At 70.3% G+C, this 25,419-nt stretch carries 26 protein-coding genes and 1 tRNA gene; 16 read left to right on the forward strand and 11 right to left on the reverse strand.

The annotated features are described in order from the left end of the window. Nucleotides 1–140: 140 nt before the first annotated feature. The 3 genes from EDF47_RS06880 (at nucleotide 141) to EDF47_RS06890 (ending at nucleotide 3,439) form a co-directional block, all read left to right on the forward strand. On the forward strand, nucleotides 141–344 hold the full coding sequence (locus EDF47_RS06880) for a cold-shock protein (protein ID WP_111085222.1): 204 nt from the start codon (nucleotides 141–143) through the stop codon (nucleotides 342–344). 261 nt (nucleotides 345–605) lie between these two features. Next, the gene (groL, locus tag EDF47_RS06885; protein ID WP_111085221.1) at nucleotides 606–2,228 is read left to right on the forward strand and encodes a chaperonin GroEL; all 1,623 of its coding nucleotides are present in this window, start codon (nucleotides 606–608) and stop codon (nucleotides 2,226–2,228) included. A 314-nt stretch (nucleotides 2,229–2,542) separates the two neighbouring features. Next, a complete protein-coding gene (locus EDF47_RS06890; RefSeq protein WP_131877459.1) occupies nucleotides 2,543–3,439 on the forward strand; it encodes a hypothetical protein in 897 nt (298 codons plus the stop codon). Nucleotides 3,440–3,618: 179 nt separating this feature from the next. Here the strand turns inward: EDF47_RS06890 and EDF47_RS06895 are convergent, their stop codons facing one another. The 5 genes from EDF47_RS06895 to EDF47_RS06915 form a co-directional block, all read right to left on the reverse strand. Next, nucleotides 3,619–5,343, reverse strand: coding sequence for a HAMP domain-containing sensor histidine kinase (locus tag EDF47_RS06895; protein ID WP_123671511.1), 1,725 nt, complete (start codon nucleotides 5,341–5,343; stop codon nucleotides 3,619–3,621). Between the two features lie 65 nt (nucleotides 5,344–5,408). Next, entirely contained in the window at nucleotides 5,409–6,104 is a 696-nt protein-coding gene (locus EDF47_RS06900) for a response regulator transcription factor (protein WP_017888045.1), read from the reverse strand. A 51-nt stretch (nucleotides 6,105–6,155) separates the two neighbouring features. After that, entirely contained in the window at nucleotides 6,156–7,853 is a 1,698-nt protein-coding gene (locus EDF47_RS06905; RefSeq protein ID WP_133938840.1) for a DNA repair helicase XPB, read from the reverse strand. Between the two features lie 48 nt (nucleotides 7,854–7,901). After that, a complete protein-coding gene (locus tag EDF47_RS06910) occupies nucleotides 7,902–9,665 on the reverse strand; it encodes a helicase-associated domain-containing protein (protein WP_133938842.1) in 1,764 nt (587 codons plus the stop codon). Between the two features lie 28 nt (nucleotides 9,666–9,693). Then, on the reverse strand, nucleotides 9,694–9,939 hold the full coding sequence (locus EDF47_RS06915) for a multidrug ABC transporter ATPase (protein ID WP_111085216.1): 246 nt from the start codon (nucleotides 9,937–9,939) through the stop codon (nucleotides 9,694–9,696). Between the two features lie 109 nt (nucleotides 9,940–10,048). Here EDF47_RS06915 and EDF47_RS06920 point away from each other — a divergent pair, with 109 nt between their 5' ends. Together EDF47_RS06920 and EDF47_RS06925 are read left to right on the forward strand one after the other, a co-directional pair. Continuing rightward, entirely contained in the window at nucleotides 10,049–10,426 is a 378-nt protein-coding gene (locus EDF47_RS06920) for a cold shock domain-containing protein (protein WP_111085215.1), read from the forward strand. Between the two features lie 4 nt (nucleotides 10,427–10,430). Beyond that, nucleotides 10,431–11,141 carry a DUF3027 domain-containing protein gene (locus EDF47_RS06925; protein ID WP_133938844.1) on the forward strand — a complete coding sequence of 237 codons (711 nt, stop codon included), beginning with the start codon at nucleotides 10,431–10,433 and terminating at the stop codon, nucleotides 11,139–11,141. Between the two features lie 96 nt (nucleotides 11,142–11,237). Here the strand turns inward: EDF47_RS06925 and serC are convergent, their stop codons facing one another. Continuing rightward, the gene (serC, locus tag EDF47_RS06930; RefSeq protein ID WP_133938846.1) at nucleotides 11,238–12,353 is read right to left on the reverse strand and encodes a phosphoserine transaminase; all 1,116 of its coding nucleotides are present in this window, start codon (nucleotides 12,351–12,353) and stop codon (nucleotides 11,238–11,240) included. 174 nt (nucleotides 12,354–12,527) lie between these two features. Here serC and EDF47_RS06935 point away from each other — a divergent pair, with 174 nt between their 5' ends. From EDF47_RS06935 to EDF47_RS06965, 7 genes are all read left to right on the forward strand, one after another. Then, complete coding sequence (locus EDF47_RS06935) at nucleotides 12,528–13,223, forward strand: metal-dependent transcriptional regulator (protein ID WP_111085212.1); 696 nt, start codon at nucleotides 12,528–12,530, stop codon at nucleotides 13,221–13,223. Nucleotides 13,224–13,400: 177 nt separating this feature from the next. Continuing rightward, nucleotides 13,401–14,444, forward strand: coding sequence for a C40 family peptidase (locus tag EDF47_RS20320; RefSeq protein WP_123293317.1), 1,044 nt, complete (start codon nucleotides 13,401–13,403; stop codon nucleotides 14,442–14,444). Nucleotides 14,445–14,809: 365 nt separating this feature from the next. Continuing rightward, on the forward strand, nucleotides 14,810–15,304 hold the full coding sequence (locus EDF47_RS06945) for an HNH endonuclease (protein WP_111085210.1): 495 nt from the start codon (nucleotides 14,810–14,812) through the stop codon (nucleotides 15,302–15,304). A gap of 167 nt (nucleotides 15,305–15,471) precedes the next feature. Beyond that, complete coding sequence (locus EDF47_RS06950) at nucleotides 15,472–15,825, forward strand: metalloregulator ArsR/SmtB family transcription factor (protein ID WP_133938848.1); 354 nt, start codon at nucleotides 15,472–15,474, stop codon at nucleotides 15,823–15,825. Continuing rightward, complete coding sequence (locus EDF47_RS06955; protein WP_133938850.1) at nucleotides 15,822–16,496, forward strand: cation transporter; 675 nt, start codon at nucleotides 15,822–15,824, stop codon at nucleotides 16,494–16,496. The genes EDF47_RS06950 and EDF47_RS06955 overlap by 4 nt, the downstream gene beginning before the upstream one ends. 61 nt (nucleotides 16,497–16,557) lie before the next feature. Next, nucleotides 16,558–17,661, forward strand: a complete 1,104-nt coding sequence (locus tag EDF47_RS06960; protein ID WP_132099044.1) for an epoxide hydrolase family protein — start codon at nucleotides 16,558–16,560, stop codon at nucleotides 17,659–17,661. A gap of 13 nt (nucleotides 17,662–17,674) precedes the next feature. Further along, nucleotides 17,675–17,746: transfer RNA gene (locus EDF47_RS06965), tRNA-Arg, on the forward strand. A gap of 20 nt (nucleotides 17,747–17,766) precedes the next feature. Here EDF47_RS06965 and EDF47_RS06970 read toward each other — a convergent pair. Continuing rightward, complete coding sequence (locus EDF47_RS06970; RefSeq protein WP_123936838.1) at nucleotides 17,767–18,639, reverse strand: hypothetical protein; 873 nt, start codon at nucleotides 18,637–18,639, stop codon at nucleotides 17,767–17,769. Next, the gene (locus tag EDF47_RS06975; protein WP_123293323.1) at nucleotides 18,636–19,190 is read right to left on the reverse strand and encodes an RNA polymerase sigma factor; all 555 of its coding nucleotides are present in this window, start codon (nucleotides 19,188–19,190) and stop codon (nucleotides 18,636–18,638) included. The genes EDF47_RS06970 and EDF47_RS06975 overlap by 4 nt, the downstream gene beginning before the upstream one ends. Nucleotides 19,191–19,293: 103 nt before the next feature. On the opposite strand from EDF47_RS06975, the gene argG reads away from it, so the two are divergent. Continuing rightward, nucleotides 19,294–20,736, forward strand: coding sequence for an argininosuccinate synthase (gene argG, locus EDF47_RS06980; RefSeq protein ID WP_131877443.1), 1,443 nt, complete (start codon nucleotides 19,294–19,296; stop codon nucleotides 20,734–20,736). A gap of 109 nt (nucleotides 20,737–20,845) precedes the next feature. On the opposite strand, the gene EDF47_RS06985 is transcribed toward argG, so the two are convergent. Continuing rightward, complete coding sequence (locus EDF47_RS06985; protein WP_131877441.1) at nucleotides 20,846–21,577, reverse strand: alpha/beta hydrolase; 732 nt, start codon at nucleotides 21,575–21,577, stop codon at nucleotides 20,846–20,848. 213 nt (nucleotides 21,578–21,790) lie between these two features. Between EDF47_RS06985 and EDF47_RS19755 the strand changes: the two genes are divergently transcribed. Together EDF47_RS19755 and EDF47_RS06990 are read left to right on the forward strand one after the other, a co-directional pair. Next, nucleotides 21,791–21,958, forward strand: coding sequence for a hypothetical protein (locus tag EDF47_RS19755; RefSeq protein WP_159570266.1), 168 nt, complete (start codon nucleotides 21,791–21,793; stop codon nucleotides 21,956–21,958). 41 nt (nucleotides 21,959–21,999) lie between these two features. Continuing rightward, nucleotides 22,000–22,605 carry a copper resistance CopC family protein gene (locus EDF47_RS06990; RefSeq protein ID WP_131877439.1) on the forward strand — a complete coding sequence of 202 codons (606 nt, stop codon included), beginning with the start codon at nucleotides 22,000–22,002 and terminating at the stop codon, nucleotides 22,603–22,605. A gap of 233 nt (nucleotides 22,606–22,838) precedes the next feature. Here EDF47_RS06990 and EDF47_RS06995 read toward each other — a convergent pair whose 3' ends face one another. Then, entirely contained in the window at nucleotides 22,839–24,278 is a 1,440-nt protein-coding gene (locus tag EDF47_RS06995; RefSeq protein ID WP_123936834.1) for an MATE family efflux transporter, read from the reverse strand. 117 nt (nucleotides 24,279–24,395) lie between these two features. Continuing rightward, complete coding sequence (locus EDF47_RS07000) at nucleotides 24,396–24,833, reverse strand: MarR family transcriptional regulator (RefSeq protein ID WP_123340836.1); 438 nt, start codon at nucleotides 24,831–24,833, stop codon at nucleotides 24,396–24,398. Between the two features lie 410 nt (nucleotides 24,834–25,243). Here EDF47_RS07000 and EDF47_RS19760 point away from each other — a divergent pair, with 410 nt between their 5' ends. Further along, nucleotides 25,244–25,411 (forward strand): hypothetical protein, encoded by a 168-nt coding sequence (locus EDF47_RS19760; protein WP_159570252.1) that lies wholly within the window; start codon nucleotides 25,244–25,246, stop codon nucleotides 25,409–25,411. Nucleotides 25,412–25,419 lie beyond the last annotated feature (8 nt).

Consider the following 25,419-nt stretch of genomic DNA (forward strand, 5'->3'; position numbering starts at 1 on the left):
CGTGTTTCGGGCACGTTGATTTCTGACGGAATCGACGTGAAACAACGTCACACCTCTTGCCTGATCGGCGCGCTTCGAGCAGAGTCCCTTGCAGACGGCGAACACGTCGTTCGCACGGCAGTACCAGGGAGCAAGAGATCATGGCCAACGGAACCGTGAAGTGGTTCAACGCTGAAAAGGGCTTCGGCTTCATCACCGTCGATGGAGGAGGCCAGGACGTGTTCGTGCACTACTCGGCCATCGACATGTCGGGTTACAAGGTCCTCGAGGAGGGCCAGGCAGTGGTGTTCGACGTCGGCACCGGGTCGAAGGGCCCGCAGGCGGAGGCAGTCCGACCGGCCTGAACGCACGACACTCATCGCGAACGCGCCGTCCCGTCAGGGGCGGCGCGTTCGTCGTGCGTGGCCCGCGCTGCATGACGTGCGTGGCGGGCGGTCCGCGGCGGTGGTCGGGGTGCGCTGTTGGCGGGGCGTGTCCTGGGAAGACGTGACGAGCCTCCCGATCGTGTTGCACTCGCACCGGGCGAGTGCCAGAATCGGCGTTGGCACTCGCTCACGTTGAGTGCCAGCACGACCCCACGACGTCCGGGAGGGACGAGAACTCACATGGCTAAGATCATTGCTTTCGACGAGGAGGCCCGCCGTGGCCTCGAGCGCGGCCTGAACCAGCTGGCCGACGCCGTGAAGGTGACGCTCGGCCCGCGCGGCCGCAACGTCGTCCTCGAGAAGAAGTGGGGCGCCCCCACGATCACGAACGACGGTGTCTCCATCGCCAAGGAGATCGAGCTCGACGACCCGTACGAGAAGATCGGTGCGGAGCTCGTCAAGGAGGTCGCCAAGAAGACCGACGACGTCGCCGGTGACGGTACGACCACCGCGACCGTCCTCGCCCAGGCACTCGTCCGCGAGGGCCTGCGCAACGTCGCCGCTGGCGCCGACCCCGTGTCGCTCAAGCGCGGCATCGAGAAGGCCGTCTCCGCCGTCTCCGACCAGCTCCTCGCCAACGCGAAGGACATCGAGACCAAGGACCAGATCGCCGCGACCGCGTCGATCTCGGCTGCAGACCCGACCATCGGCGCGCTCATCGCCGAGGCCATCGACAAGGTCGGCAAGGAAGGTGTCGTCACCGTCGAGGAGTCGAACACCTTCGGCACCGAGCTCGAGCTGACCGAGGGCATGCGCTTCGACAAGGGCTACCTGTCGCAGTACTTCGTCACTGACCCCGAGCGTCAGGAAGCCGTCTTCGAGGACGCCTACATCCTGATCGTCAACTCGAAGATCTCGAACATCAAGGACCTCCTGCCGGTCGTCGACAAGGTGATCCAGGCGGGCAAGCAGCTCCTGATCATCGCCGAGGACGTCGACGGCGAGGCCCTGGCCACGCTCGTCGTGAACAAGATCCGCGGCATCTTCAAGTCCGTCGCCGTCAAGGCCCCGGGCTTCGGTGACCGCCGCAAGGCCATGCTGCAGGACATCGCGATCCTGACCGGTGGCCAGGTCATCTCCGAAGAGGTCGGCCTCAAGCTCGAGAACGCGACGCTCGACCTGCTCGGTCGTGCCCGCAAGGTCGTCATCACCAAGGACGAGACCACGATCGTCGAGGGTGCCGGCGACGCCGAGCAGATCGCCGGCCGTGTCCGTCAGATCCGCGCCGAGATCGACGCGACCGACTCCGACTACGACCGCGAGAAGCTCCAGGAGCGCCTCGCGAAGCTCGCCGGTGGCGTCGCCGTCATCAAGGCGGGTGCCGCGACCGAGGTCGAGCTCAAGGAGCGCAAGCACCGCATCGAGGACGCCGTCCGCAACGCGAAGGCTGCCGTCGAAGAGGGCATCGTCGCCGGTGGTGGCGTCGCCCTCATCCAGGCCGGCAAGGTCGCGCTCGACGCACTCACCCTCGAGGGTGACGAGGCGACCGGTGCGAACATCGTCCGCGTCGCCATCGACGCACCGCTCAAGCAGATCGCGCTGAACGCCGGTCTCGAGCCGGGTGTCGTGGCCGCCAAGGTCCGCGAGCTCGAAGCAGGTTGGGGCCTCAACGCCGCGACCGGCGAGTACGTCGACCTCATCGCCGCGGGCATCATCGACCCGGCCAAGGTCACGCGTTCGGCGCTGCAGAACGCTGCGTCGATCGCTGGTCTGTTCCTGACGACCGAGGTCGTCGTCGCCGACAAGCCTGAGCGTGCCGCGGCCGCTCCGGCCGGCGACCCGACGGGTGGCATGGACTTCTAAGCAGTCCTGTTCGAAGGGCCCCGCACGCTGCGCGTGCGGGGCCCTTCCGCGTGCGGGGCCGGCGGGGTGGGTCGGGAGGTCACAACACCCCGCTCAGGTCCGCCGAGCGGTCACGAGCCGTCGGTTGTGCCCGTCCCAGTCGACGCATCGTGACCGTTGGCCGGCGCAGGAGCGGGGAGTCGTGGCCGGCTCGTGTGTGCGGCTTGCGCGTATATGGGGTCTTCTCTCCCGCACAGGAGGCCCGGCTCACCTCGTTCTTCACAGGTCTCGAGCGCTCATGGTCGGCTCGCGTGCCCCGCAACGACCATGACGGCATGCCAGCTGCCCGTCGCCTCCCTGCTCCGTTCGACCGATCCACCTTCCGTGTGGCCGATGCGGTGGGGCACGGCATCGATCCGGAACGAGTCAGACGAGCCGACCTGGCAGCCCCGGTCCACGGTGTCCGTGCCCCGATCGGCTCGGTGGACTTCGTCGACGCCGTCGCCCTGGTCATGCGTCCCGATCAGTTCTTCAGCCACACGACCGCCGCCGCGATCTGGGGTGCGCCACTTCCGCTGTCGGTGCGCTCGGTCGGGCCGGTGCACGTCTCGACCACGAGGGACGGGAGCCGGATGCGTCGGCCCGGCGTGGTCGCACACCGCCTGGACCGGCCGAGGACGGTCGAACACCGCGGGTTCCTGGTCAGTGTCCCAGCGCAGATGTGGTTCGAGTGTGTCGGCGTGCTCGGACAAGACGCGCTCGTCGCGATCGGAGATCATCTCGTCGGATCAGCCGGGTTGGCGACGGCGGATGACCTCCGTGCGTCGATCCGCCCCGGCACACGCTTCGCGCTCGCTGCTCGGCGCGCGCTGGACCTCGTCCGAGCCGGGGCGGAGTCGCCGCAGGAGACCTGGCTCCGCCTGGCCGTGGTCGAAGCGGGGTTCCCCGAGCCGGAGCTGAACGTCGACGTGCACGACGGTGCGGGGCGGTTCCTCGGGCGCGTCGACATGGCGTGGTCGGAGTTCGGCATCGCGTTGGAGTACGACGGCGATCACCACCGGGAGCGCGACACCTTCCGACACGATCAACGACGGGACAACGGGTTCGTGGTGAACGACTGGCTCGTGATCCACGCGACGGCATCGGACGCACACCGACCCGCGGTGTTGTTCGAGCGACTCCGCCAGGCGTTCGAGGTCCGAGCGGCCGGAAGTCGTCGGCGGTCAGCGTGACGGCCGTGACCGCCACGCTGAAGATCTCTTCGCCGGGCGGTCACGACATGCCGTCGGTTGCGCGCCGACCGGTCACGAACTGTCGGTCAGCGGGGGCGCAGACGACGGCCCGTGACCACTCGGCGGCGTCGGACGGGGTGTTGCGACCGCACGGGCCACGGCCGCGCCGCGCGCCCGCGTCAGGCGGCGTAGTCGCGCGGCAGCAGCGGCAGCCAGACGCGGAAGGTCGCGCCGCCGCCCTCGGTGTCGAAGACCTCGACCGAGCCGTGGTGCGCCGCGACGATGCCCGACACGATGGCGAGCCCGAGGCCCGAGCCACCGGTGTCCCGCGCACGCGAGGTGTCGGCACGCCAGAACCGCTGGAAGATCTTGTCGCGCAGCTGCGCCGGGATCCCCTCACCGTGGTCGATGACGTCGATGTGGGCCATGCCACGGTCGTCGTCCACCCCCACGCCGATCTCGATCGGGTCGTCGTGCTCGGTGAACCGCATGGCGTTGCCCATCAGGTTCGTGACGATCTGGCGGATCTTGTTCTCCTCCGCCAGCACGATCGGGGGACGCTGGGGCATGACGACCGTCGGAAGCGGCGTGGTCTCGTCGGTGGGAGCGGCACCGGCCTCGATGTCCATCGCCCGGGTCCGCCGAGCACGCAGCCGCGCGATCGTTTGCCGCGAGAACGCGATGGGACCCGTGGTGTTCGCCGACGTGGGCGATGCCGGGGGGACCTCGCCCGTGTCGGACAAGGAGCCCGACGAGTCCGACGACCCCGACGAGAGCGAGGACGACGACGCGGGCGGCCGCACGGCCTGCGGCACGCTCTCGCCCGTCATGGCGTCCTCGACCAGGACCTGGATCTCGCGGTCGGGGTTGGACGCCATGGTGTCGAGCGCCGAGTCACGGGCGATCGCGACGAGGTCGACCGGGCCGAGCTCGAGCGGCTTGGACTCGTCGATGCGGGCGAGCTGGAGCAGGTCCTGCACGAGCAGGCCCATCCGCTTCGCCTCCTTCTCGATGCGTTCCATCGCCTGGGCGACGTCCTCTTCCTTGCGCAGGGCGCCCATCCGGTACAGCTCGGCGTACCCGCGCAGGGACACCAGCGGGGTGCGGAGTTCGTGCGAGGCGTCGCCGACGAACCGGCGCATCTGGTCGATGGTGCGCTGGCGGTCCTCGAACGCGGTGTCGATGCGCTCGAGCATGACGTTCAGGGAGCGGTTCAGTCGCCCGACTTCGGTGTTCGGGGTGTCGGCCTCGAGGCGCTGGTTGAAGTCACCGGCGGCGAAGCGTGCGGCGGTGTCCTCGACGTCGCGCAACGGGTCGAACGTGGCGGTGACGAGCAGCCGTGTGAGCATGGCGCCGAGCAGGATCACGGAGATGCCGAAGCCCAGGAAGATGACGGTGAACCGGGCGATGGTCTGGTCGGTGTCGGCGCTCGACACTGCGACGAGAACGAAGCCGGTCTCGGTGGAGCCGCTCGTCTGGTTCTGCAGTGACGCCGGGATGACCTGGGCGCGCCACTCGTGGTTGTGCTGGCTGTCGTAGAGCGAGAAGCGCGCACCGTTCTGCGCCGCTGCGGAGAAGTCCAGTTCGCGGATGTCCGGGCGGCTCGATGCCTTCGTCTGGCAGATCTGGTCGCCGTCGGCGTCGTACGCGGCCACGTAGGCGCTCTGCGACAGCACGACCGACAACTTGCAGTACTGCTCGCCGTCGCTGATGTTCTGGCCCTCGAGCTGCTCCGTGGTGCCCTTGACGTTGTTGTCGAGCTGCGCCATCAGGTACGTCGACAGGACGGTCATCGTGCCGAGTCCGGCCACGAGCAGGCCGAGCGCCACCAGGAGCACCGTGATCCCGGTGATCTTGGTGCGCAGGGAGATCCCATCCCACCAGCGGCTCATTCGCGTGTGCATGCTGCCCCAACGATAGACAGCGGCCGCCCGGTGAAACCGGACGACCGCCGTGAAGAACGGAGGTGCTACGAGGCCTTGGACGCCTTGAGCATGTACCCGAAGCCGCGCTTGGTCTGGATGATCGGCTCGGCCGAGTACTGGTCGAGCTTGCGACGCAGGTACGAGATGTAGCTCTCGACGATGCCGGCGTCGCCGTTGAAGTCGTACTCCCAGACGTGGTCGAGGATCTGCGCCTTCGACAGCACGCGGTTCGGGTTGAGCATCAGGTAGCGGAGCAGCTTGAACTCGGTGGGGGAGAGCTCGATCTGCGCGTCACCGATCGTGACCTCGTGCGTGTCCTGGTCCATGGTGAGCTCGCCGGCGCGGATGATCGCGTCTTCCTCGTCGTTCATGGTGCGACGGAGGATGGCCTTGATGCGAGCGACGATCTCGTCGAGCGAGAACGGCTTGGTGACGTAGTCGTCGCCGCCGACGGTGAGGCCGGTGATCTTGTCCTCGGTGTCGTCCTTCGCGGTGAGGAACAGGATCGGCGAGGTGTACCCGGACGACCGCAGGCGCTTGGTGACGCCGAAGCCGTTCATGTCGGGGAGCATCACGTCGAGGATGATCAGGTCGGGTTCTTCCTCGAGCACGGCCGAGATCGCCTGTGCGCCGTTGCCGACGGCACGGACGGCGAACCCGGCGAAGCGCAACGAGGTCGTCAGGAGGTCGCGGATGTTCGGCTCGTCGTCGACGATCAGGATCTTGGGGCCATCGCTCATGGTCCTATCTTCTGACCGTTCCCTAATGGTTTCCTGAGAGCGGTGCGTACGTCAGCCCACGGGCGCCTGGACCTGGTCGGCATCCAGGATCGTGTAGGAGTACCCCTGCTCCGCGAGGAACCGCTGCCGGTTCTGTGCGAAGTCCTGGTCGACGGTGTCCCTGGCGACGAGCGTGTAGAACGACGCCGGCAGGCCGTCCTTGTTCGGGCGGAGCAGTCGACCGAGGCGCTGCGCTTCTTCTTGTCGTGACCCGAACGACCCGGAGACCTGGATCGCGACGGTGGCGTCGGGCAGGTCGATCGAGAAGTTCGCGACCTTCGACACGACCAGCACGTCCACCTCGCCGGCACGGAACGCGTCGTACAGCCGCTCGCGCTCGTCGACGGGCGTCGCACCGGTGATCTCGGCGGCGTCGAGGGACGAGGCCAGTGCGTCGAGCTGGTCGATGTACTGCCCGATCACCAGGATCTGCTCGCCGCGGTGCTTCTCGATGAGCTCGCGGACGACCGGGGTCTTCGCGGGTGACGTGGCGGCGAGCCGGTAGCGCTCGTCGTCGCTCGAGGCCGCGTACTCCAGGCGTTCCTGGTGCGGCAGGTCGATGCGCACCTCGTAGCACTCGGCCGGGGAGATGTAGCCCTGGGCCTCGATCTCCTTCCACGGAGCGTCGTAGCGCTTCGGGCCGATGAGCGAGAACACGTCGCCCTCGCGGCCGTCCTCGCGCACGAGCGTCGCGGTCAGGCCCAGGCGTCGGCGGGCCTGCAGGTCGGCGGTCAGCTTGAACACCGGGGCCGGCAGCAGGTGGACCTCGTCGTAGACGATGAGGCCCCAGTCGAGGGCGTCGAGCAGGGACAGGTGCGTGTACTCGCCCTTCCGACGGGCAGTCAGGATCTGGTAGGTCGCGATCGTGACCGGCCGGATCTCCTTGACGCTGCCCGAGTACTCGCCGATGTCCTCGGCCTTCAGGGTCGTGCGCTTGAGGAGCTCGCTGCGCCACTGCCGTGCGGACACGGTGTTCGTCACGAGGATGAGCGTGGTCGCCTTGACGGTCGCCATCGCCCCGGCACCGACCAGGGTCTTGCCGGCGCCACAGGGCAGCACGACGACTCCGGACCCCTGCGCGAAGAAGGTGTCGACGGCCTGCTCCTGGTACGGGCGCATGTGCCACTCGGCCGTGTCGAGGTCGATCGGGTGCGGCTGCCCGGGGGTGTAGCCCGCCAGGTCCTCGGCCGGCCAGCCGAGCTTCACGAGTTCCTGCTTGATCTGCCCGCGTGCCCACGGTTGCAGCTCGACCTCGGAGGGTGTCCGCATGTCGCCGAGCAGTGGCTTGATCCGCTTCGACCGGATGACCTCGGCCAGTACGGACGGGTCCTCGGCGGTCAGGAGCAGGACGGGCAGGCGCTCGAGTTCCTCGGTGGGGGAGTTCGCGATGACCGGGGCGTCCTCGCGTTCCTCACGCCGGATGACGAGTCGGCCGTAGCGGGACACCGTGTCGCGGATGTCCACGGTGACGCTCTGCGGTACCGGGAACTTGGCGAAGCGCTCGAGGGTGGCGATCATCGCCTCGGCGTCGTGTCCGGCGGCCCGTGCGTTCCACAGGCCGAGGCGGGTGATGCGGTAGGTGTGCACGTGCTCGGGGGCGCGTTCGAGTTCGGCGAAGGCCGCGAGCTCGTGGCGTGCGTCCTCGGCGTCGGGGTGTGCGACCTCGAGGAGCACGGTGCGGTCGCTCTGCACGATCAGCGGTCCGTTCATGACCTGCCAGCCTAGCCGTCGTCACCTGCGTTCGGGTGACCGTGCACCTCAGGCGTCGCTCTCGACCGCCACGACGAGCGACAGCGGGAGCGTGCGCTCGACGTCGACGCTGGTGTCGCGCCCTCGGACGCGTCCGGCGGCGACCGAGGTCGGGATGATCGAGAACGGCCGTTCGGAGCCGTCCGGCATCCGCACCGTCAGCCGGATCGGCGTGCGACCGCGCACGGCCAGGTCGATCTGCCGCCCGAGCCACTCCTGCTCGGGTTCCGCATCGCCACGCTGGGTGGTCAGGCGGAGCCGTTCCACGAGTGCGTGCGCCGCCTGTTCCGGCGAGCGTCCGGTGGGGCTGCGCCGACCGGGAGGCCCGTGGTGCGTCTCGGGGCGGGCGCCGGTCGCGAGCACGGCCGGGTAGCGCTGGTCCTCGAGCGCGGTGTGCACGACGTGCGCTGGGTAGCGGGTGGTGAGCGTCGTCAGGTCGCTGCGCTCCCACGCCATCTGCCGGAGTTCGGCGTCGACACCGATCAGGTCGAGCTGGTCCGCGGTGCCACGCACCACGGTGCCGACCCCGCCCTCGCCGCGGTCGACGACGATGCTGCCGTCGCGTCCGGCGACCTGGTCGACCAGGTAGGCGAGGGGCTGCGGGACGCCGGTCGACGACAGCCGGGTGAGCAGCGCCAGGACGTCGTCACGGGAGTGCCCGGCACGGAACGCCGTGCGCAGGGTGTCCTCGGAGATGCGGTAGCGGGCGGCCAGACCGGGTGCCTCGAGCACGGCGACCGTGCGCAGGGCGGCGTCGTCGACCGGGGCGAGGGGCCCGGGGGCGATCACCGTCAGGTCGTGCTGCAGGTACACCTGGCTGACGGTGCCGGGCAGGTCGTCCGCTGCAGGCCTGGCGTCACCGTCCAGCAACGCGCGGCCGGTGCTCGTGACGGTGCCGTCGACCGCGAGTCCGAGCGACGCGGCGGTGCCGGCCGCCTCGAGCAGCACGGCGTCGAGCCAGCGGGAGCCCGCCGGGTACGCCCAGCGGCCGAGTGCCACGAGGTCGCGCAGGTCGTCGTCGGCGAGTGCGAGGACCTCGTGCACCGCGGGGCCGAGGGTGTCCGCCCAGGCCGACACGAGGGTCGCCCAGCGGTCCGGCCAGTCGGCGACGAGCCAGTCCTGTCCGGCGTCGGTGACCGTCCACCGGCCGGAGCCCGGGTCGGCGAACCCGACCCGGTCGAGCAGTGCGAGGCGGCCGGGCACGACGTCGGCGTCGGTGCCGATGCGCTCGGCCAGGGTCTTCGCGAGCGGCGTGCCGATGCCGCCCTTGACGAGTTCGCGGACGGTGCCGGCGTCCACCGCACGCAGCAGCTCGGCGAGCACGGTCATGCTCGAGAACGCCTGCTCCGCGCCGGTGGTGCGCGCGCGGTCCTGGCCGGCCACGTCGTCGGCGTGGGCGGCGCGGTCGGGGCGATCCGGGCCTCCCGTCGATCGCAGTGCCACGAGGTCGGGGTGGGCGGCCACGCGAGCGGCGACCGCGTCGTCGACGGCGCCGTCCTCGTCGGCCAGGCCGAGCGTGATCGCCGGACCGAGGCGGTCGGCGTCCCCGCCGTCGCGGAGCGCCAGGATCGTGGCGCGGGGCAGGTGCTCGACGGCGGCGTCGACCGCGTCGTCGGTGCGGAGCGCCTCGGCCAGGTCGAAGAAGTCGGTGATTCGTTGCGGACCGGTCTCGCCGAGGGCGGCCGGGGGCAGGCTCCGCGCAGCGACGAGTCGTTCGAGGGAGTCGTCCGGCAGCGCCCGGAGTCGGGCGGCCAGGTCGGCGGTGGTCGTCATCGTCCGGTGCCAGCGTCCGGGGCGGACGTCAGCGAGCCGTCCGGTTGGCTCGTGCGCGGCGCGTCCAGGTGATGCCGAGGAGGGCGAAGACCAGGACCATGGCGATCGGGAAGCCGTAGAGCGGTATGGCCATGACCACCGGCCACGGCATCGTGCCCCGGGCGGCCGGAGCGGTGAGCCACATGATGATCATCGCGACGAAGCAGAGCAGGCCGAGGATGATGATCCCACCGATCATGAACGCCAGAGCGCGTTCGGTACGATTGAACGTCACCGGGGGTTCTGCGGAATCCTGCGGGTTCCCGGTTGATCGGGTCGGATTGGCCATCGACCCAGGATATCCGACGCACCACGGCCGTACCACGACCTCGAGGAGTCCACGCATGCCCACCGGCAAGGTCAAGTTCTACGACGACGACAAGGGCTTCGGCTTCATCACCGGAGACGACGGCGACCAGGTGTTCCTGCACGCGTCCTCGCTGCCCGACGGCGTCGTGACCGTGAAGGCGGGATCCCGGCTCGAGTACGGCGTCGTGCAGGGGAAGAAGGGGTCGCAGGCACTGTCCGTGCGGCTCCTCGACCCGCAGCCGTCGTTGTCCCGGATGACCCGTCGCTCCGCAGACGACATGGCCGTGATCGTCGAGGACCTGGTGAAGGAACTCGACCGGATCAGCGGAGACCTCCGCCACGGCCGCTACCCGAAGAACGGCGATCGACTCGCCGCCATCCTGCGGCACGTCGCAGACCAGTTGGAGGCGTGACGCCATGACAGACAGCGACGCAGTACCTGTGGACTACACCGACCTGGCGCGCACCGCGCTGCTCGAGGTGACCCCCGAGTCGAGCATCGGCGCGCCCGTCGGCACCGTGGACGAGGGCGACGGCGCCGTCTCCGTCCTGTTCGCGAACCGCATGCCGGGTTACCCCGGCTGGCGCTGGACCGTCAGCGTCGCGAAGGTCGGCGACGAGGACCCCACCGTGCTCGAGGTCGAGCTGATGCCCGGCGACGGCTCGCTCGTCGCGCCGGAGTGGGTGCCGTGGTCCGAGCGACTGGCCGAGTACCGGGCGGCGCAGGACCACGATTCGGACGAGGAGTCCGACGACGAGGGCGATGACGACGAGTCAGACGACGAGGACGACGACGACTTCGATGACGAGTCGGACGAGGACGCCGACTACGACGACTCGGACGACGACGAAGCCGACGACGAGTCGGATGACGACGAGGACGACGAGGACTCCGAGTTCGAAGCGGACGAGGACGACCTCGACGAACCGGACGACGACGACATCGATGGTGTGGACGTCGACGCGCTCGCCGACACCGCTGATGCGGACGACGAGGACGTCGACGACGCCCCGCAGCCCCCTCGCCGTCGTCGCGCGCAGCGCGTGCAGCCCGTCGACCCGGACGCCGACCTCGACGGCGCCCAGCTCGATGCCGGTGAGGTCGACCCGGACTTCCACCGCTCCTGACACGCACCCGAACAACGACGAAGCACCACGGGATCCCGTGGTGCTTCGTCGTTTCCGTGGTGTTCGTCGCCGGCGCTGGCCCGCGCGACGGACGGGTCAGCGCAGGGCGTTGACCGTGAAGTCGATCGCCTGCACGAGCTTCGCGACGTCGTCCGGGTCGATCGCGGTGAACGTCGCGACGCGCAGCTGGTTGCGCCCGAGCTTCCGGTACGGCTCGGTGTCGACGATGCCGTTCGCGCGCAGGGTCGCGGCAACGGCCTTGGCGTCGATCGAGTCGTCGAGGTCGATCGTGGCGACGACCTGCGAGCGGGCTGCGGGGTCGGTCACGAACGGCGTCGCGTAGTCGACCGACTCGGCCCAGTCGTACAGCGTCGACGACGAGGTCTTCGTGCGGGTGTCCGCCCAGGCCAGGCCGCCCGACTCGTTGATCCACCGGACCTGGTCGTCGAGCAGCAGCAGCGTCGAGATCGCCGGGGTGTTCAGCGTCTGGTTCAGGCGCGAGTTGTCGACGGCGTTCTTGAGCGACAGGAACTCGGGGATGTACCGACCGCTCGCTGCGATGCGCTCGACGCGCTCGATCGCGGCGGGGGAGAACAGCGCGAGCCAGAGGCCGCCGTCGGAGGCGAAGTTCTTCTGCGGGGCGAAGTAGTAGACGTCGGTGGCGTCCACGTCGAACGCGGCACCACCGGCGGCGCTCGTGGCGTCGACGACCGTCAGTGCTCCGGCGTCACCGGCGGCGCGGACGACCGGGGCCATGACACCGGTCGAGGTCTCGTTGTGCGGGTAGGCGTAGACGTCGACGCCGTCGACGGGCTCGAGCGCGGCGAGCGATCCGCCGGGGGCCTCGACGACGTGCGGTGCCTCGAGCCAGGGGGCGCTGGCGGCCTTGGCGAACTTCGACCCGAACTCGCCGAAGGACAGGTTCTCTGCGCGACGCTCGATGAGGCCGAACGCGGCGGCGTCCCAGAACGCGGTCGAGCCGCCGTTGCCGAGGACGACCTCGTAGCCCTCGGGGACCTGGAACAGGTCGGCGAGCCCGGAGCGGACGCTGCCGACCAGGTCCTTCACGGGCTTCTGGCGGTGGGACGTGCCGAGGATCGTGGCCCCGCGCGTCACGAGGGACTCGAGCTGCGCGCCGCGGATCTTGGACGGTCCGCAGCCGAAGCGGCCGTCGGTGGGGAGGAGTTCGGCGGGGATGACGATGTCTGCCATGCACCGATCCTACCGAGCGCGATCCCAGTGCTGGTGCGCCTGTACCGGCCGGACGGGGAGGCCTGGACCGCTGCGGCCACGGCCCTCTTCTTGCCCCGTGCAAGTGTCGGTCGGAGTTCGTCGGTCCGAACAAGTAGGGTGGTGGCCGCTGGGCCCAGACATGAGAGGCGGACCGTGACCGATCTCGTCGACACCACGGAGATGTACCTTCGCACCATCCTCGACTTGGAGGAGGAGGCGATCGTTCCGCTGCGCGCTCGCATCTCGGAGCGCCTCGGCCACTCGGGCCCGACGGTCTCGCAGACCATCGCCCGCATGGAGCGCGACGGCCTGGTCGTCGTCTCCGGCGACCGCCACCTCGAGCTCACCGACGAAGGACGCTCCCGGGCCACCCACGTCATGCGCAAGCACCGTCTGGCGGAGCGCCTGCTGGCCGACGTCATCGGACTCGACTGGGCGTTCGTCCACGACGAGGCCTGCCGGTGGGAACACGTCATGAGCGAGCAGGTCGAGGTCCGCCTGCTCGAGATGCTCGGCAACCCGACCGAGTCGCCCTACGGCAACCCGATCCCCGGCCTGGCCGAGATCGGTGGCCCCGCAGCCGCCGGGTTCCTCGACGGCGTGCAGAACATCGTCGCCGCGACCGAGGGCACCGACGCCGTCGCGACCGGTGTGATCCGTCGTCTGGGCGAGCCCGTGCAGTTCGAGCCCGAGCTCCTGCACCAGCTCCGCACGGCCGGCGTCATGCCCGGTCGTCTGGCGAGCGTGCAGCGCGCCGGGGCCTACGTCGCCGTCCGCGTCGAGGGTGAGGACTCGGGCATCGAGCTCCCCGTCGAGGTCGCGCAGCACGTGTACATCGAGCGGGACTGATTTCAGGGCCCTGACCAGGGCTTCTTTACCGTTTCGTTACAAACGGCCCGTTTCATCTCGACAAGGTAACGACGGCCCCGTACACTCGTCGAGTCCCCGCGCTGCGCCTGAGCCGGAGACCCGTGGCAGGACGTCTCGAACCCGTCTCCTGCCTCGATCGGAAACGATGACGAACGGATGGGGTTGCACGTCGCCGGACACCCACGGCAGCGTGATGACGAGACGCCGGAGACCACACCCTTGACGCAGACCGGTTCCGCCGCGGACGACCAGACGCCCGCCAACCCGACGAACACCGAGAACGCCACCGACGCACCGCTCACCCGGCGGTCCGTTCGCCAGGCCGACGCGCGCCCGACCCGCAAGGTCGTCCCGGTCCGCTCCGCCCCGCTCCCCGGTGGCCGTCGTGCCGCACAGGCCGCAGCCACCGCGACCGCTGCCAAGGCGAGCTCGTCGTCGCGCAAGCGCAAGTTCCTCGCCCCCATCGTCCTGACGGTGGCCGCCGGCATGTTCGGCACCGTGGCGGTCGCGCCGGCCTTCGCCGCGCAGACCTCCACCGGCACCGAGGCGGCGAACGCGCAGCGCCAGGTCCGTGCGACGGAGAGCCAGGAGTTCTCGGTGTCCGACGCCGTCGCACTGGCCGGCACGAGCCGCGACGGCTACGGCGCGACGTCGACCGCGACGCTCGACGCACGCGCCGCGGCCAAGCAGGCTGCAGCCGACCAGGCCGAAGCGACCGAGGCAGCCGCTGAGCAGGCCGAGCAGGCAGCATCGGCCACGCAGGCGGCGCGTGCCCAGACCGCCGAGCAGTATGCCTCGTACACCGGCCCGTCCGCCGCCGACTACGTGGCCAGCTCCAGCGCCGCGGACACCCCGTTCTCGCTGCCGGCCGTGGTCGCCACCGCCAAGCAGTACATCGGCACCCCGTACGTCTTCGGCGGCGCCGACCCGTCCGGCTTCGACTGCTCGGGCTACGTCATGTTCGTCTACGCCCAGTACGGCATCAACCTCGCGCACTCCGTGCCGCTGCAGGACCAGGCCGGCACCACGATCCCCGAGTCCGAGGCGCAGCCCGGCGACGTCGTCATCTTCAACAACGAGGCGCACGACGGCTTCTACATGGGCAACGGCATGATCATGGACGCCCCGAAGCCCGGTGGCTCCGTGTCGATCCGTCCGATCTGGACCAGCGACTACCACATCGTCCGCTTCGGCATCTGAGGCATCAGACCCGACCGCGGGGCATCGAACCCGTGAACATCGCCGAAACCGGCCCGTGCACCCTCGTGCCGGGCCGGTTTCTGACGTAGCCTGGCGCTGCACCGGTCCGCAAGGCCCCGAGCAGGGAGACCCCATGTCGTTGTTCCGCACGACCCGCACCATGGGTCGGCGCGCGCGCATCGACATACGGTCGACCACCGCCTGCGTGCACGAGCACGCCCCTGCATGACCAGAGCACTGCCCATCCGGGTGGTGCTCTTCGTGGTTCAGGGGACGTGTGCGCGAGCGACGGTCACCTGCGAAGGACCCCGGTCCGACGCACCCGCAGCGCCTGGAAGCCGTCCAGGCACGTCGGAAGGGAACCAATGCGCACTCTCGTCCTCAACGCCGGTTACGAGCCCCTCGCGGTGATCTCGTTCCGACGAGCCCTCGTGCTGGTCATGAACCAGAAGGCCTCCGTCGTCGCAGCCGACCTCGAGCACCCGGTCACCGGGTCGACCTCGAGCTTCGATCGGCCGTCCGTCATCATCCTCACCCGGTACGTGCGCATCCCGCACTCGAGACTCGTGCCGGTGTCGCGCCGCGGAGTCCTGCGCCGCGACGCCAACCGGTGCGCGTACTGCGACCGGCACGCGACGACCATCGACCACGTCCAGCCGAAGTCGCGCGGTGGGCAGGACTCGTGGGAGAACCTCGTGGCCTGCTGCCTGGCGTGCAACAACGAGAAGGGTGACCGAACCCCGCAGGAGATGGGGTGGCGGCTGCGTTTCCGTCCGAAGATCCCGCACGGTTCGTCGTGGGTCGTCCGCGGCATCGAGCGTCCGCAGGCGGAGTGGGACGAGTACCTCGTGGCCGCGTAGCGGCCTGCGCTGCAGGCGCCCAGTGAGCAGAAGGCGACGGGTCGCGGGCGGCGACCCGTCGTCTTGTGCTCACTCGATGACGGACTGGAGGCACGTGGCGGGCCCGCCACGGGCCTCCCGTCCGCCGTTCGCTCGCAACAGGTCAGTGAACGCTGTATGGTCAGCGCATGCTGACCATAGCCCCGCGGCTCGACGTCATGCACCGGCTCGGCCGGGCGATGGCGGATCGGACGCGCTCCCGGATTCTGCTCGAGATGCTCGAAGCGCCGGTCTACCCGGGCCGGCTCGCGGCCGACCTCGGGCTCACCCGCTCGAACGTCTCGAACCACCTCGCCTGCCTGCGCGGATGCGGCATCGTCGTCGCGGTGCCCGAGGGGCGCTCCACCCGCTACGAGATCGCCGACCCGCACCTCGGGGCTGCGATCCGCTCGCTCCTCGAGGTCGTGCTCGCCGTCGACGACGGCGAAGCCTGCACCGACGAGGACTGCGACGTCCCGCTCTGCTGCGGACCCGGCGCATGACCGACGCGACCGTCCGGGCGGTTCCTGATCGCAGACGGGTGCTGCAGCGACGGATCCGGTGGATCGTCGCCGCGACGATCACGTACAACGTCATCGAGGCGGTCATCGCGATCGTCGCCGGTTCGGTGGCATCGTCGACCGCCCTGATCGGCTTCGGACTCGACTCCGTCGTCGAGGTCCTGTCCGCCGCAGCGGTCGCGTGGCAGTTCGCCGGACCGGACCCCGAAGCGCGGGAGCGCGTCGCGCTCAAGGTCATCGCGGTGTCGTTCTTCGCACTGGCGCTGTACGTCAGTGTCGACGCGGTGCTGACCCTGACCGGGATGCGCGAGCCGGAGCACAGCACCGTCGGGATCGTGCTGGCGGCGGTCAGTCTGGCCGTGATGCCCTTCCTCAGCCTGCTCGAACGGCGCACCGGCAAGGAACTCGGTTCGGCGTCGGCGATCGCGGACTCCAAGCAGACCCTGGTGTGCAGCTACCTGTCCGCCGCGGTGCTGGTCGGGCTGCTCCTGAACACGCTGTTCGGCTGGTCGTGGGCTGATCCGGTGGCCGGCCTGGTGGTCGTCGTGTTCGCGGTGCGCGAGGGGCTCGAGGCCTGGCGGGGTGACGCATGCAAGCAGCCGGTCGCCGCCCTGACCGGCGAGCGCGCGGCCGACGCCTGCGACTGCTGCTGACGCGGGCTCGGGTGCGGTGACCGCCGCCCGGGTGTCGGTCCCGCTGAGTAGCGTCGCGGGCATGGGCGAGACACCGCAGATCGACGACGCGACCATCGAGGACCTCCGCGCGCGACTGCGGGCCACGCGCTGGCCGGATGCACCCGCCGGCGCTGGCTGGTCCCTCGGGGCGGACGTCAACGAGCTCCGGTCGCTCATCGAGTACTGGGCCGACGGCTTCGACTTCGACGCGCACCGAGCGGCGCTCGCCGCACTGCCCAGCCGACGGCTGACGATCGACGGCACCGGGATCCACGTGCTGCACGCCCGAGCGGGCACGCCCGACGCGTTGCCGCTCCTGCTCGCGCACGGCTGGCCGGACTCCGGGTGGCGGTACCGCAAGGTCCTGCCGATGCTCGTCGAGGCCGGGTTCGACGTGGTCGTGCCGGACATGCCCGGGTACGGCTTCTCCGACGCGCCCCCGCAGCCGATCGACGCCCGCGCGGTCGCCGGCATGTGGGCCGAGCTGATGACGGAGCTGGGCCACGAACGCTTCGCGGTCGCCGGCGGGGACATCGGGACCCACGTCGCCCGCTACCTCGCGCTCGACCACGCCGACCGGGTGGTCGCCGTGCACCGCATCGACGGCGGCCTGGCCTGGCCCGGCATCGACCTCGACACGTTGTCGCCGGAGGAACGCGGGTTCGTCGCCGCGACCGCCCGGTGGCGCGACGCCGAGGGTGCCTACGCGATGATGCACCGCACCAAGCCGCAGACCGTCGCGGTCGGCCTGAACGACTCACCCGCCGGGCTCGCCGCGTGGATCGTCGAGAAACTGCGGTCGTGGAGCGACTGCGACGGTGACCTGTGGTCCGTGTACACACAGGACGAGGTGCTCGCACTCCTGACCGAGTACTGGGCCACCGGCACGATCGGCTCGGCGATGCGGATGTACCACGCGAACGCCGCCATCCCGCCGGAGCAGTCGGCCCGACGGGTCGAGGTGCCCTCCGGTTTCTCGCTGTTCCCCGGCGACCTGGTGGAGCCGCCGCGGGCGTGGCTCGAGCGCACGACGAACCTGGTGTCGTACCGGATGATGCCGCGCGGCGGGCACTTCGCGCCGTTCGAGCAACCGGCGCTGTACGTCGACGAGCTGACGACCTTCCTGGAGCCGTTCCGCCGCTAGAGTGGACGGGCCAGCCTCTGTAGCTCAATGGAAGAGCAGTTCCGTCCTAAGGAAACGGTTGGGGGTTCGAGTCCCTCCAGGGGCACCGAAGCCGGGCGACGCGGATCACCCCGCGGCCGGCGGGTCCTCCGGGATCGGGTGCTCGCCCTGCCAAATAGTGTCGACCTGCTCGAACTCGCGCGGTGCGCACTGCGTGTCGAGGACGTCGACGGCTTCGGTCGGCGTCGACCAGATGTACCACGGGCCGGCGCCGGGGCCCGTGCTCGACCACAAGCCGTCGGCGTACCACGACGGCGCCACGTCGCCGATCGGGTGCCCTGCCTGCGCCATGCAGGCCGCGAGCCGGTCGAAGGCGGCGGTGTACTCGGCCAGGGTGATGGTCCCGTCGGCGATCGCAGCCTGCTGCTGGGGCGAGGGCTGCGCGATCCGTGCCGACCGGGCCCACGACGCCCACACGGCGTAGCGGGCACCGCCGCCACCGGAGACCGACACGGCGGCCGCTCCGGATCCGGTCAGCGGGGAGAGGCTCCATCGCGGCATGGAACCCGGCGTGCACGCGACGGCGTCCGCGACGGTCGTCCCGCCGACCTCGACCGTGAAGGTGCCGGGGTCGAGACACTCCCACGTGAGCGTCACCCGGTCGGCGCCCTCCGGCCGAGCGCCGAGGGAGAACGAGGCGTCGCCGTGGGTGACGGTGAACGCGGGGGAGCCGAGCATCGATGCGTGGTTGACCTCGACCGTCCCGTAGCGGGTCGTCGTCGCGAGCAGATCCTCGCGTGCGGCGTCCGCGGTGGCGCCGGGGAGCGCCGCAGCCGTGATCCCTCCGGTGAGTCCGGCGCCGACGGCGAAGGCCGTCACGACCGCGGCGACCGTGCCGCGAGTGGGTCGCCGCCGACGCGCGGGGTGGGCCGTTGCGTCGACGTCGGCGACGAGGGCGTCGCGCATCGCGGCGAGACGAGGGGAGATGTGGTCGTTCACAGTGTGCCTCCGAGGGGTTCCGCTGACGTCGAGTACTGCTGCTGGAGTCGTGCCTTCGCCCGGTGGAGCCGGGACTTCACGGTGCCCGGTGCGACCCCGAGGGCTGCGGCCGCTTCGCGTTCGCCGAGGCCTTCGAGCACGCAGAGCGTGAGGACCCGCTGGTCTGCGATCGGGAGCCCGCGCAATGCTGCGACCGCTTCGGCGTCGGTGAACGACTCTGCGGGGTCGGGAGCGGGGTCGTCGACCGGGAACCTCCCGAGGAAGAGCCGGTGACGGCGGGTGGCGCGGGTCAGGTTGTGCGCGGTGTTCGTCGCCGTGACGAGCAGCCAGGGCAGCATGGAGTCGTCGACGAAGCGGACGCGTTCGCGCTTCCGCCAGGCCTCGAGGAACGCGATGGCCACGACGTCGTCGGCGTCGGCCGGTGTGGGGACGAGGCCGACGGCGTGCCGGCGCAGGCGTGGGGCGTGGCGGTCGAAGACGCGTCCGACCGCCCGGCCGTCGCCGGCGATGCCCAGCGCCCAGTCCGCTCGGTCCCCCGTGATCTGGTTCATGCCCTGTATTGTCCGGGCGCAGCGGATCGGTTCCCGGTTCGAGTTCTCCACAACCGTCGCGCTGGACGGTAGCGACCCCCGGTCTCCCCGTACGATTGACCCCGTGTCCAAGGTCCTGAGCAGTCTCCCCGTCGGCGAACGAGTCGGCATCGCGTTCTCAGGGGGTCTCGACACCTCCTGCGCCGTTGCCTGGATGCGCGAGAAGGGGGCGATCCCCTGCACGTACACGGCCGACATCGGTCAGTACGACGAGCCGGACATCGATGCCGTCCCGAGCCGCGCCCACGAGTACGGTGCCGAGATCGCCCGCCTGGTCGACGCGAAGAGCGCCCTGGTGGAAGAGGGCCTCGTCGCCCTGCAGACCGGCGCGTTCCACATCCGCTCCGGCGGAAAGACGTACTTCAACACGACGCCCCTCGGTCGTGCGGTGACGGGCACGATGCTCGTCCGCGCGATGAAGGAGGACGGCGTCGACATCTGGGGCGACGGCTCCACCTACAAGGGCAACGACATCGAGCGGTTCTACCGCTACGGCCTGATGGCGAACCCGCGTCTGCGCGTCTACAAGCCGTGGCTGGACTCCGAGTTCGTCGAGGAGCTCGGCGGCCGCAAGGAGATGAGCGAGTGGCTCGTCGCCCGTGGCTTCCCGTACCGCGACTCCACCGAGAAGGCGTACTCGACCGACGCCAACATCTGGGGTGCCACGCACGAGGCGAAGAGCCTCGAAGAGCTCTCCAGCGGCCTGGACATCGTCGAGCCGATCATGGGCGTCGCCGCCTGGCGTGACGACGTCGAGGTCGCCACCGAGGTCGTCAGCATCCGCTTCGAGGCCGGACGCCCCGTCGCGATCAACGGCCAGGAGTACACGGACGCCGTCGCACTCGTCTACGAGGCGAACGCGATCGGCGGCCGCCACGGCCTCGGCGCGTCCGACCAGATCGAGAACCGCATCATCGAGGCGAAGAGCCGCGGCATCTACGAGGCACCGGGCATGGCCCTGCTGCACATCGCGTACGAGCGGCTGCTCAACGCGATCCACAACGAGGACACCGTGGCGTCGTACCACAACGAGGGCCGCCGCCTCGGGCGCCTGATGTACGAGGGCCGCTGGCTCGACCCGCAGTCGCTCATGCTCCGCGAGTCCCTGCAGCGCTGGGTCGCCTCGGCCGTCACCGGCGAGGTCACGCTGCGCCTGCGTCGCGGCGACGACTACACGATCCTCGACACCACGGGTCCGGCGCTGTCGTACCACCCCGACAAGCTCTCGATGGAGCGGGTCGGCGACGCCGCCTTCGGTCCGGACGACCGCATCGGTCAGCTGACGATGCGCAACCTCGACATCGCGGACTCCCGCTCAAGGCTCGAGCAGTACGCGGCCGCCGGTCTCATCGGCGGTGCGACGGCCGAGCTCGTCGGCGAGCTCGAGGCGGGCGAGTCCGAGGAGATCCTCGGTGGCGCCGTCATCGCCTCGGACGCCGAGGACGCACTCGGACGCCGGACGGACCTCGCCTCCGAGGGCGCAGCCTTCGACTCCGGCACCGACTGACCAGAGCGAGACCACGCGACTGGTCACGTGCCCTGATGGCACGGACCCGACGGACGGGAGGCGCGGTGCCAGCTGGCACCGCACCTCCCGTCCGTCGTCTTGCCCCGGCTCAGGCCGCGGCGCCTCCGAGCAGCAGCTCCAGTTGCTCGACGACCAGGTCGGGCCGCGTGATGAACGGGTGGTGCCCGGTCGGCACGTCGACGCTCCGCGTCGCCCGCGCCGCGTGCGCGCGCTGCAGCCCCACGGTGGTGCTGCGGTCCTCGGTACAGACGAGATAAGTCGAGTCGACGTCCTGCCACCCTGCTGCCGTCGTCGGCGTCACGAACGCCCCCGCCGACTGGGCGGTCACCCGGTCCCAGGCGGCCTGCTGGGTGCTCGTGTCGGCGTCCTGCAGGAAGCGGGCACCGAAGGACCCAGCGTCGTACCCGGCGACGGCGAGGACTCCTTCACCGGCCGGGCCGATCGACACGGGGACCGGCTCGTCGGCCATGATGCCGGCCTGCGCGGAGCCGACGTCGGGCAGGTACGAGGACACGTACAGCAGGTGAGCGACGGCGCCGTGCCGTCCGGCCTCGGCGATGACGGTGCCGCCGTAGGAGTGCCCGACGACGATCGCCCCGTCGCTGTCGTCGAGGGCGGCGCGCAGGGCGGCTGCGTCCTCGGCGAGCCCACCGTCGGGGTGTCCCGACTGCCCCTCGCCGCAGGACGGCAACGAGACCGCTCGGCTGCGGATGCCGGTGCGGCCGCGGGTTCCGGTGCGACTGTGCAGCAGGTCGGCGGTGGGCTGCCACCACCAGGCACCGTCGCGGACCAGGGCGCCGTGGATGAACAGGATCTCCATGCCCCGACGCTACGGCGATCCGGGCGGCGGCGTGCGATCGGCCGAGAAGCGCACCGCGCTCGACGGCGTCGGACGCAACCCCTACCGTGGAGGAACTGGATCGGTCATCAGGGACCCGTCGTCACGATGCTCCTCACAGATGTGGGGTCTGGCACAGCGGGTCGATCCGGACGAATCCGAGATGCGCATCATCTCGACGAAGGGCTGGTCGTCATGACCGCCAGGATGCAGCACGATTGGCACCGCCACGGCCTCCGGTCGCCGGAGGACCTCGAAGCCCTCGTGGCCGAGCGCCTCGAAGGAACCGGTCACGCTTCCACCAGCACGGGTGACGCACGGCGCGAGCCGTCCTACGCCGACTTCCTCGGCGAGCAGATCTGATCCGTCCCGGTCCGCTGCTCTACGGCTTGTAGAGTCTGTGCATGCGGACAGGACGAACGACGGCAGCTTCCCTCGCGATCGTCATCGGAGGGCTCCTGGCGCTCGTCGGGGTTCAACCGGCCTCGGCGCACTCGGCGCTCATCGGCAGCTCGCCCGCTGACGGCGCGGTCGTCACCGAACCGCTCGACCGGGTCGACCTGACGTTCAGTGAGGCACCGCTCGCGGGTCTCGACGCCGGACTGCGGATCCAGGTCACCGACGCCGACGGCACCGACGTGTCGACGGGCGAGGTGACCGTCTCCGGCATGACGATGGGCAAGGCCGTCGACCTCGAGAACGGCGCGTACACGGTGCTCTGGCGGTACGTGTCGCCGGACGGCCACCCGATCGACGGCTCGTACGGGTTCGAGTACCGGGCCGCGGTCGCGGCACCATCCGCGACGACTCCGGCGACGACGGTGCCCACGTCGGACCCCGTCACCCCCACTCCGACGTCGACGGCGACCGCCACCGGGGCATCCGACGGCGCGCCCGACTCGGCGCCCGGCATCGCCCCGGGCGTCTGGGTCGCGCTCGGCGCCGGCACGGTCCTCGCAGCCGGGGCCGTCGTCGTGCTCCTCCTGCGCCGCACCCGACGCACTTCGTGAGCAGGAATGGTCGGGTGGCCGAGCGCCACGCGACCATTCCTGCGCACCATGCGCCGTGCCTGCCACCCGGCCACGCGCCGGACGGGAGGCCCGCCACCCGGCCGCCACGGGCCTCCCGTCAGACGCTGGCCACGTTCACCCCCGCTTGGTGAGCAGAAGAGGTCGGGTCCTGGAACGGGACCCGACCTCTTCTGCTCACCATGCGAGCGCGCCGCACCGCACCGCGCACCGCGCTACGCGGCGGCGGGCGCCTCCTCGAGTGCGGCGTCCGCCCGCTCCTCGCTGCCGGCGGCCAGGCCGCGCGCGATCTTCCCGCGCGACGCCAGCCACAGCACCACCGCGGCGACGAACACGATGACCTCGGTGACGGTCAGCGCCCAGATGATCCCGGCGAGTCCGAACCACAGGTTGCCGACGATGACGATCGGGATGAACAGCACGCCCTGCGCCAGCGACAGCACCATCGCGGGCAGCACCATGCCGGTCGCCTGGAACAGCGAGGTGAGCAACCCCGTGAACCCGTTCACGATGGCGGCGACGAGCTGCGCCGTCAGGATCGTCAGGCCGATCGCGAGGACCGAGTGGTCGCCGGAGAAGATCGTGAACACCTGCTCGCGGAAGGTGAAGACCGCGCCGGAGAACACGAGGACGATCGCGCCGACCGTGAAGGCGGCTCCGCGCAGGGCGGCCCGGAGACGTGCGGCGTCGCCCTTGCCGAACGCGTAGGCGAGCAGGGGCAGTACGCCGATCGTGACGCCCATCACCAGGAACTCCGGCACCTGCGCGATGCGGACCGCGACGCCCATGGCGGCGAGCGGGTCGTCGCCGTAGGCGGCGGCGAGGTTGTTGAGCACGAGCGTCGTGACGATCAGGAAGGCGGACTGCAGCAGTTCGCCGACGCCGATGCCGAAGACGGGCTTCAGGATGTCGGCACGGAGCGTGAACCACTTCGGCGCGAAGCTGACGTTCTCGCTGTTCCGCTGCAGCCAGGTCACCCAGTAGGCGATCGACACGACGTTCGCGAGTCCGACCGCCAGCGCTGCGCCGCCGACGCCCCAGTGCAGCACGAGGATGAAGAGCACGTCGAACACCAGGTTCCCGATGGTCGACAGGACCAGGCCGATCATCGCCTGGCGTGCAGCACCCTCGGAGCGGACGATCTGCTCGAGGGCGAACGACGAGGCGAGCACCGGGACGAACGCGAGCATCACGGCGACGTACTCGCTCGTGGCGGGGACAGCTGCTGCGTCGGCACCGAGCACGGCGACCAGGGGGCGCAGGAGCACGAGCCCGACGACGGCGAGGACCGCACCGGTGACGACGGCTCCCCACAGCGCGAACGAGGCGACGTGCTTGATGTCCTGCGCCTTGGCGGGGTCGTGCTCCGAGGCGCCGAGCAGACGGGACATCAGGGCACTGCCGCCGACGCCGAACACGCCGCCGACGGCCATGACGATGCCGAGCAGCGGGGTGCCGAAGGTGATCGCGGCGAGCAGTGACGTGTCGTGCTGCGAGCCGATGAAGCCGGCGTTGATGACGTTGTACAGGGCGCTGACGACCATCGCAGCGGCCATCGGCACACACAGGTGCACGAGGGCCCGGGCGATCGGGGCGGCGGAGAGGTACCAGCGGTTGGTGGCCGCGGCGGTGTTCTCGGGGGTGGTGGTGGTCATGACTGCCTCCTCGTGGGCAGGGCTGAGGGCGCGACGGGATGCCGTCGCGTGCGGGGGGTGGGGCCGGGAGGCCCGTGGCGCGTCGAGCGCGCCGGTGACGTCGGTGCCGGGGCGGCGCTACCGCGTCGGCGGTGCGAGCTCCGCGGTCACCTTCTGCAGCAGGTGCCGCAGGGTGGCGCGTTCGTCCGTGTCGAGTGGTGCGAGCAGGGTGTCGTCGAGGGCGACCATCGCGTCGGTGAAGCCGGCGATGAGGTCGATGCCCGCCGGGGTGGCGTGCACCGTCTTCGTCCGACCGTTCGTGGCGTCGGGTCGCCGTTCGACGAGGCCGCGCCGCTCGAGGCCCTGCAGGAGGCTCGAGACGCTGGCCGCGCTGGTCCGGGTGATCTCGGCGATGTCGCGTTGGATCGCCCCGGGGTTCTGCTGCAGGTACCCGAGCACGAAGCTCTGCTCGCGGGTGAGGTCCCGATCACGGACCCACTCGTCAGCCGCCTTGCGTTGTGCCCATCCGATCCACCGCATGAGTTCGAGCGGGGTGGTGAGATCCGGTGCCTGCATGATCAGAACTCTAACTGTTTGATCTCTAACTGTCAACGAGGGTCCGACCCGTGGCTCGGCCCCGGAACGGGGGTATGGCCTCGGGGTGTGGCGCTGGTAGCTTGCACAGGAAGACGGCCTCACCAGCCGTCGTCCTCGGTCCGGTACCGGACCGTTCGGGTCTCCCGTCGAACCGCCGGGGGACGGATCAGCAGCGGCGGACCTCCGCCCGGGAAAGGGACCCATGACTCGCACTGCGCTCCGAGCGCGACGCCGCCGGCGTCCATGAACTCCGACGCGCGCCGGCGGGTACCGGCGTGCGTCTCCACGGGGCCGCGGCGTTCGGGTCGCCTCGGGCCCTCCGGTGCGGTGGCGGTTCGGACCGCCACCGCACCGGACATCCGCACCACCACGAGTCAGTGAGGACCACCGTGCACGATCACGACACCCACCCGCTCGACCGTCGAGTCGGCCCGCCGCACGTCGAGCGGTTCCGACTGACGCAGAGCGCCGAGACGCTCGGCGTCGTCTGCACCTGCGCGATCGGCGTCGACCACGACAACACGATCCGGCCGGTGCACGCAGAACCCGTCCGCTGAACGCTGTG

Origin of the sequence: Curtobacterium sp. PhB190 (assembly GCF_004365385.1) — a bacterium.
GTDB lineage: Bacteria > Actinomycetota > Actinomycetes > Actinomycetales > Microbacteriaceae > Curtobacterium.

Coding starts and splice junctions, on each gene's coding strand:
- EDF47_RS06905 (WP_133938840.1), bottom strand. CDS start 7,853: ATGAACGGACCGCTGATCGTGCAGAGCGACCGCACCGTGCTCCTCGAG.
- EDF47_RS06985 (WP_131877441.1), bottom strand. CDS start 21,577: ATGGAGATCCTGTTCATCCACGGCGCCCTGGTCCGCGACGGTGCCTGG.
- EDF47_RS06990 (WP_131877439.1), top strand. CDS start 22,000: ATGCGGACAGGACGAACGACGGCAGCTTCCCTCGCGATCGTCATCGGA.
- EDF47_RS06900 (WP_017888045.1), bottom strand. CDS start 6,104: ATGAGCGATGGCCCCAAGATCCTGATCGTCGACGACGAGCCGAACATC.
- EDF47_RS06920 (WP_111085215.1), top strand. CDS start 10,049: ATGCCCACCGGCAAGGTCAAGTTCTACGACGACGACAAGGGCTTCGGC.
- EDF47_RS20320 (WP_123293317.1), top strand. CDS start 13,401: ATGGGGTTGCACGTCGCCGGACACCCACGGCAGCGTGATGACGAGACG.
- EDF47_RS06975 (WP_123293323.1), bottom strand. CDS start 19,190: ATGAACCAGATCACGGGGGACCGAGCGGACTGGGCGCTGGGCATCGCC.
- EDF47_RS06925 (WP_133938844.1), top strand. CDS start 10,431: ATGACAGACAGCGACGCAGTACCTGTGGACTACACCGACCTGGCGCGC.
- EDF47_RS06890 (WP_131877459.1), top strand. CDS start 2,543: ATGCCAGCTGCCCGTCGCCTCCCTGCTCCGTTCGACCGATCCACCTTC.
- EDF47_RS06995 (WP_123936834.1), bottom strand. CDS start 24,278: ATGACCACCACCACCCCCGAGAACACCGCCGCGGCCACCAACCGCTGG.
- EDF47_RS06880 (WP_111085222.1), top strand. CDS start 141: ATGGCCAACGGAACCGTGAAGTGGTTCAACGCTGAAAAGGGCTTCGGC.
- EDF47_RS06960 (WP_132099044.1), top strand. CDS start 16,558: ATGGGCGAGACACCGCAGATCGACGACGCGACCATCGAGGACCTCCGC.
- serC (WP_133938846.1), bottom strand. CDS start 12,353: ATGGCAGACATCGTCATCCCCGCCGAACTCCTCCCCACCGACGGCCGC.
- EDF47_RS06955 (WP_133938850.1), top strand. CDS start 15,822: ATGACCGACGCGACCGTCCGGGCGGTTCCTGATCGCAGACGGGTGCTG.
- EDF47_RS06910 (WP_133938842.1), bottom strand. CDS start 9,665: ATGACGACCACCGCCGACCTGGCCGCCCGACTCCGGGCGCTGCCGGAC.
- EDF47_RS06895 (WP_123671511.1), bottom strand. CDS start 5,343: ATGCACACGCGAATGAGCCGCTGGTGGGATGGGATCTCCCTGCGCACC.
- groL (WP_111085221.1), top strand. CDS start 606: ATGGCTAAGATCATTGCTTTCGACGAGGAGGCCCGCCGTGGCCTCGAG.
- EDF47_RS06950 (WP_133938848.1), top strand. CDS start 15,472: ATGCTGACCATAGCCCCGCGGCTCGACGTCATGCACCGGCTCGGCCGG.
- EDF47_RS06945 (WP_111085210.1), top strand. CDS start 14,810: ATGCGCACTCTCGTCCTCAACGCCGGTTACGAGCCCCTCGCGGTGATC.
- EDF47_RS19755 (WP_159570266.1), top strand. CDS start 21,791: ATGACCGCCAGGATGCAGCACGATTGGCACCGCCACGGCCTCCGGTCG.
- EDF47_RS07000 (WP_123340836.1), bottom strand. CDS start 24,833: ATGCAGGCACCGGATCTCACCACCCCGCTCGAACTCATGCGGTGGATC.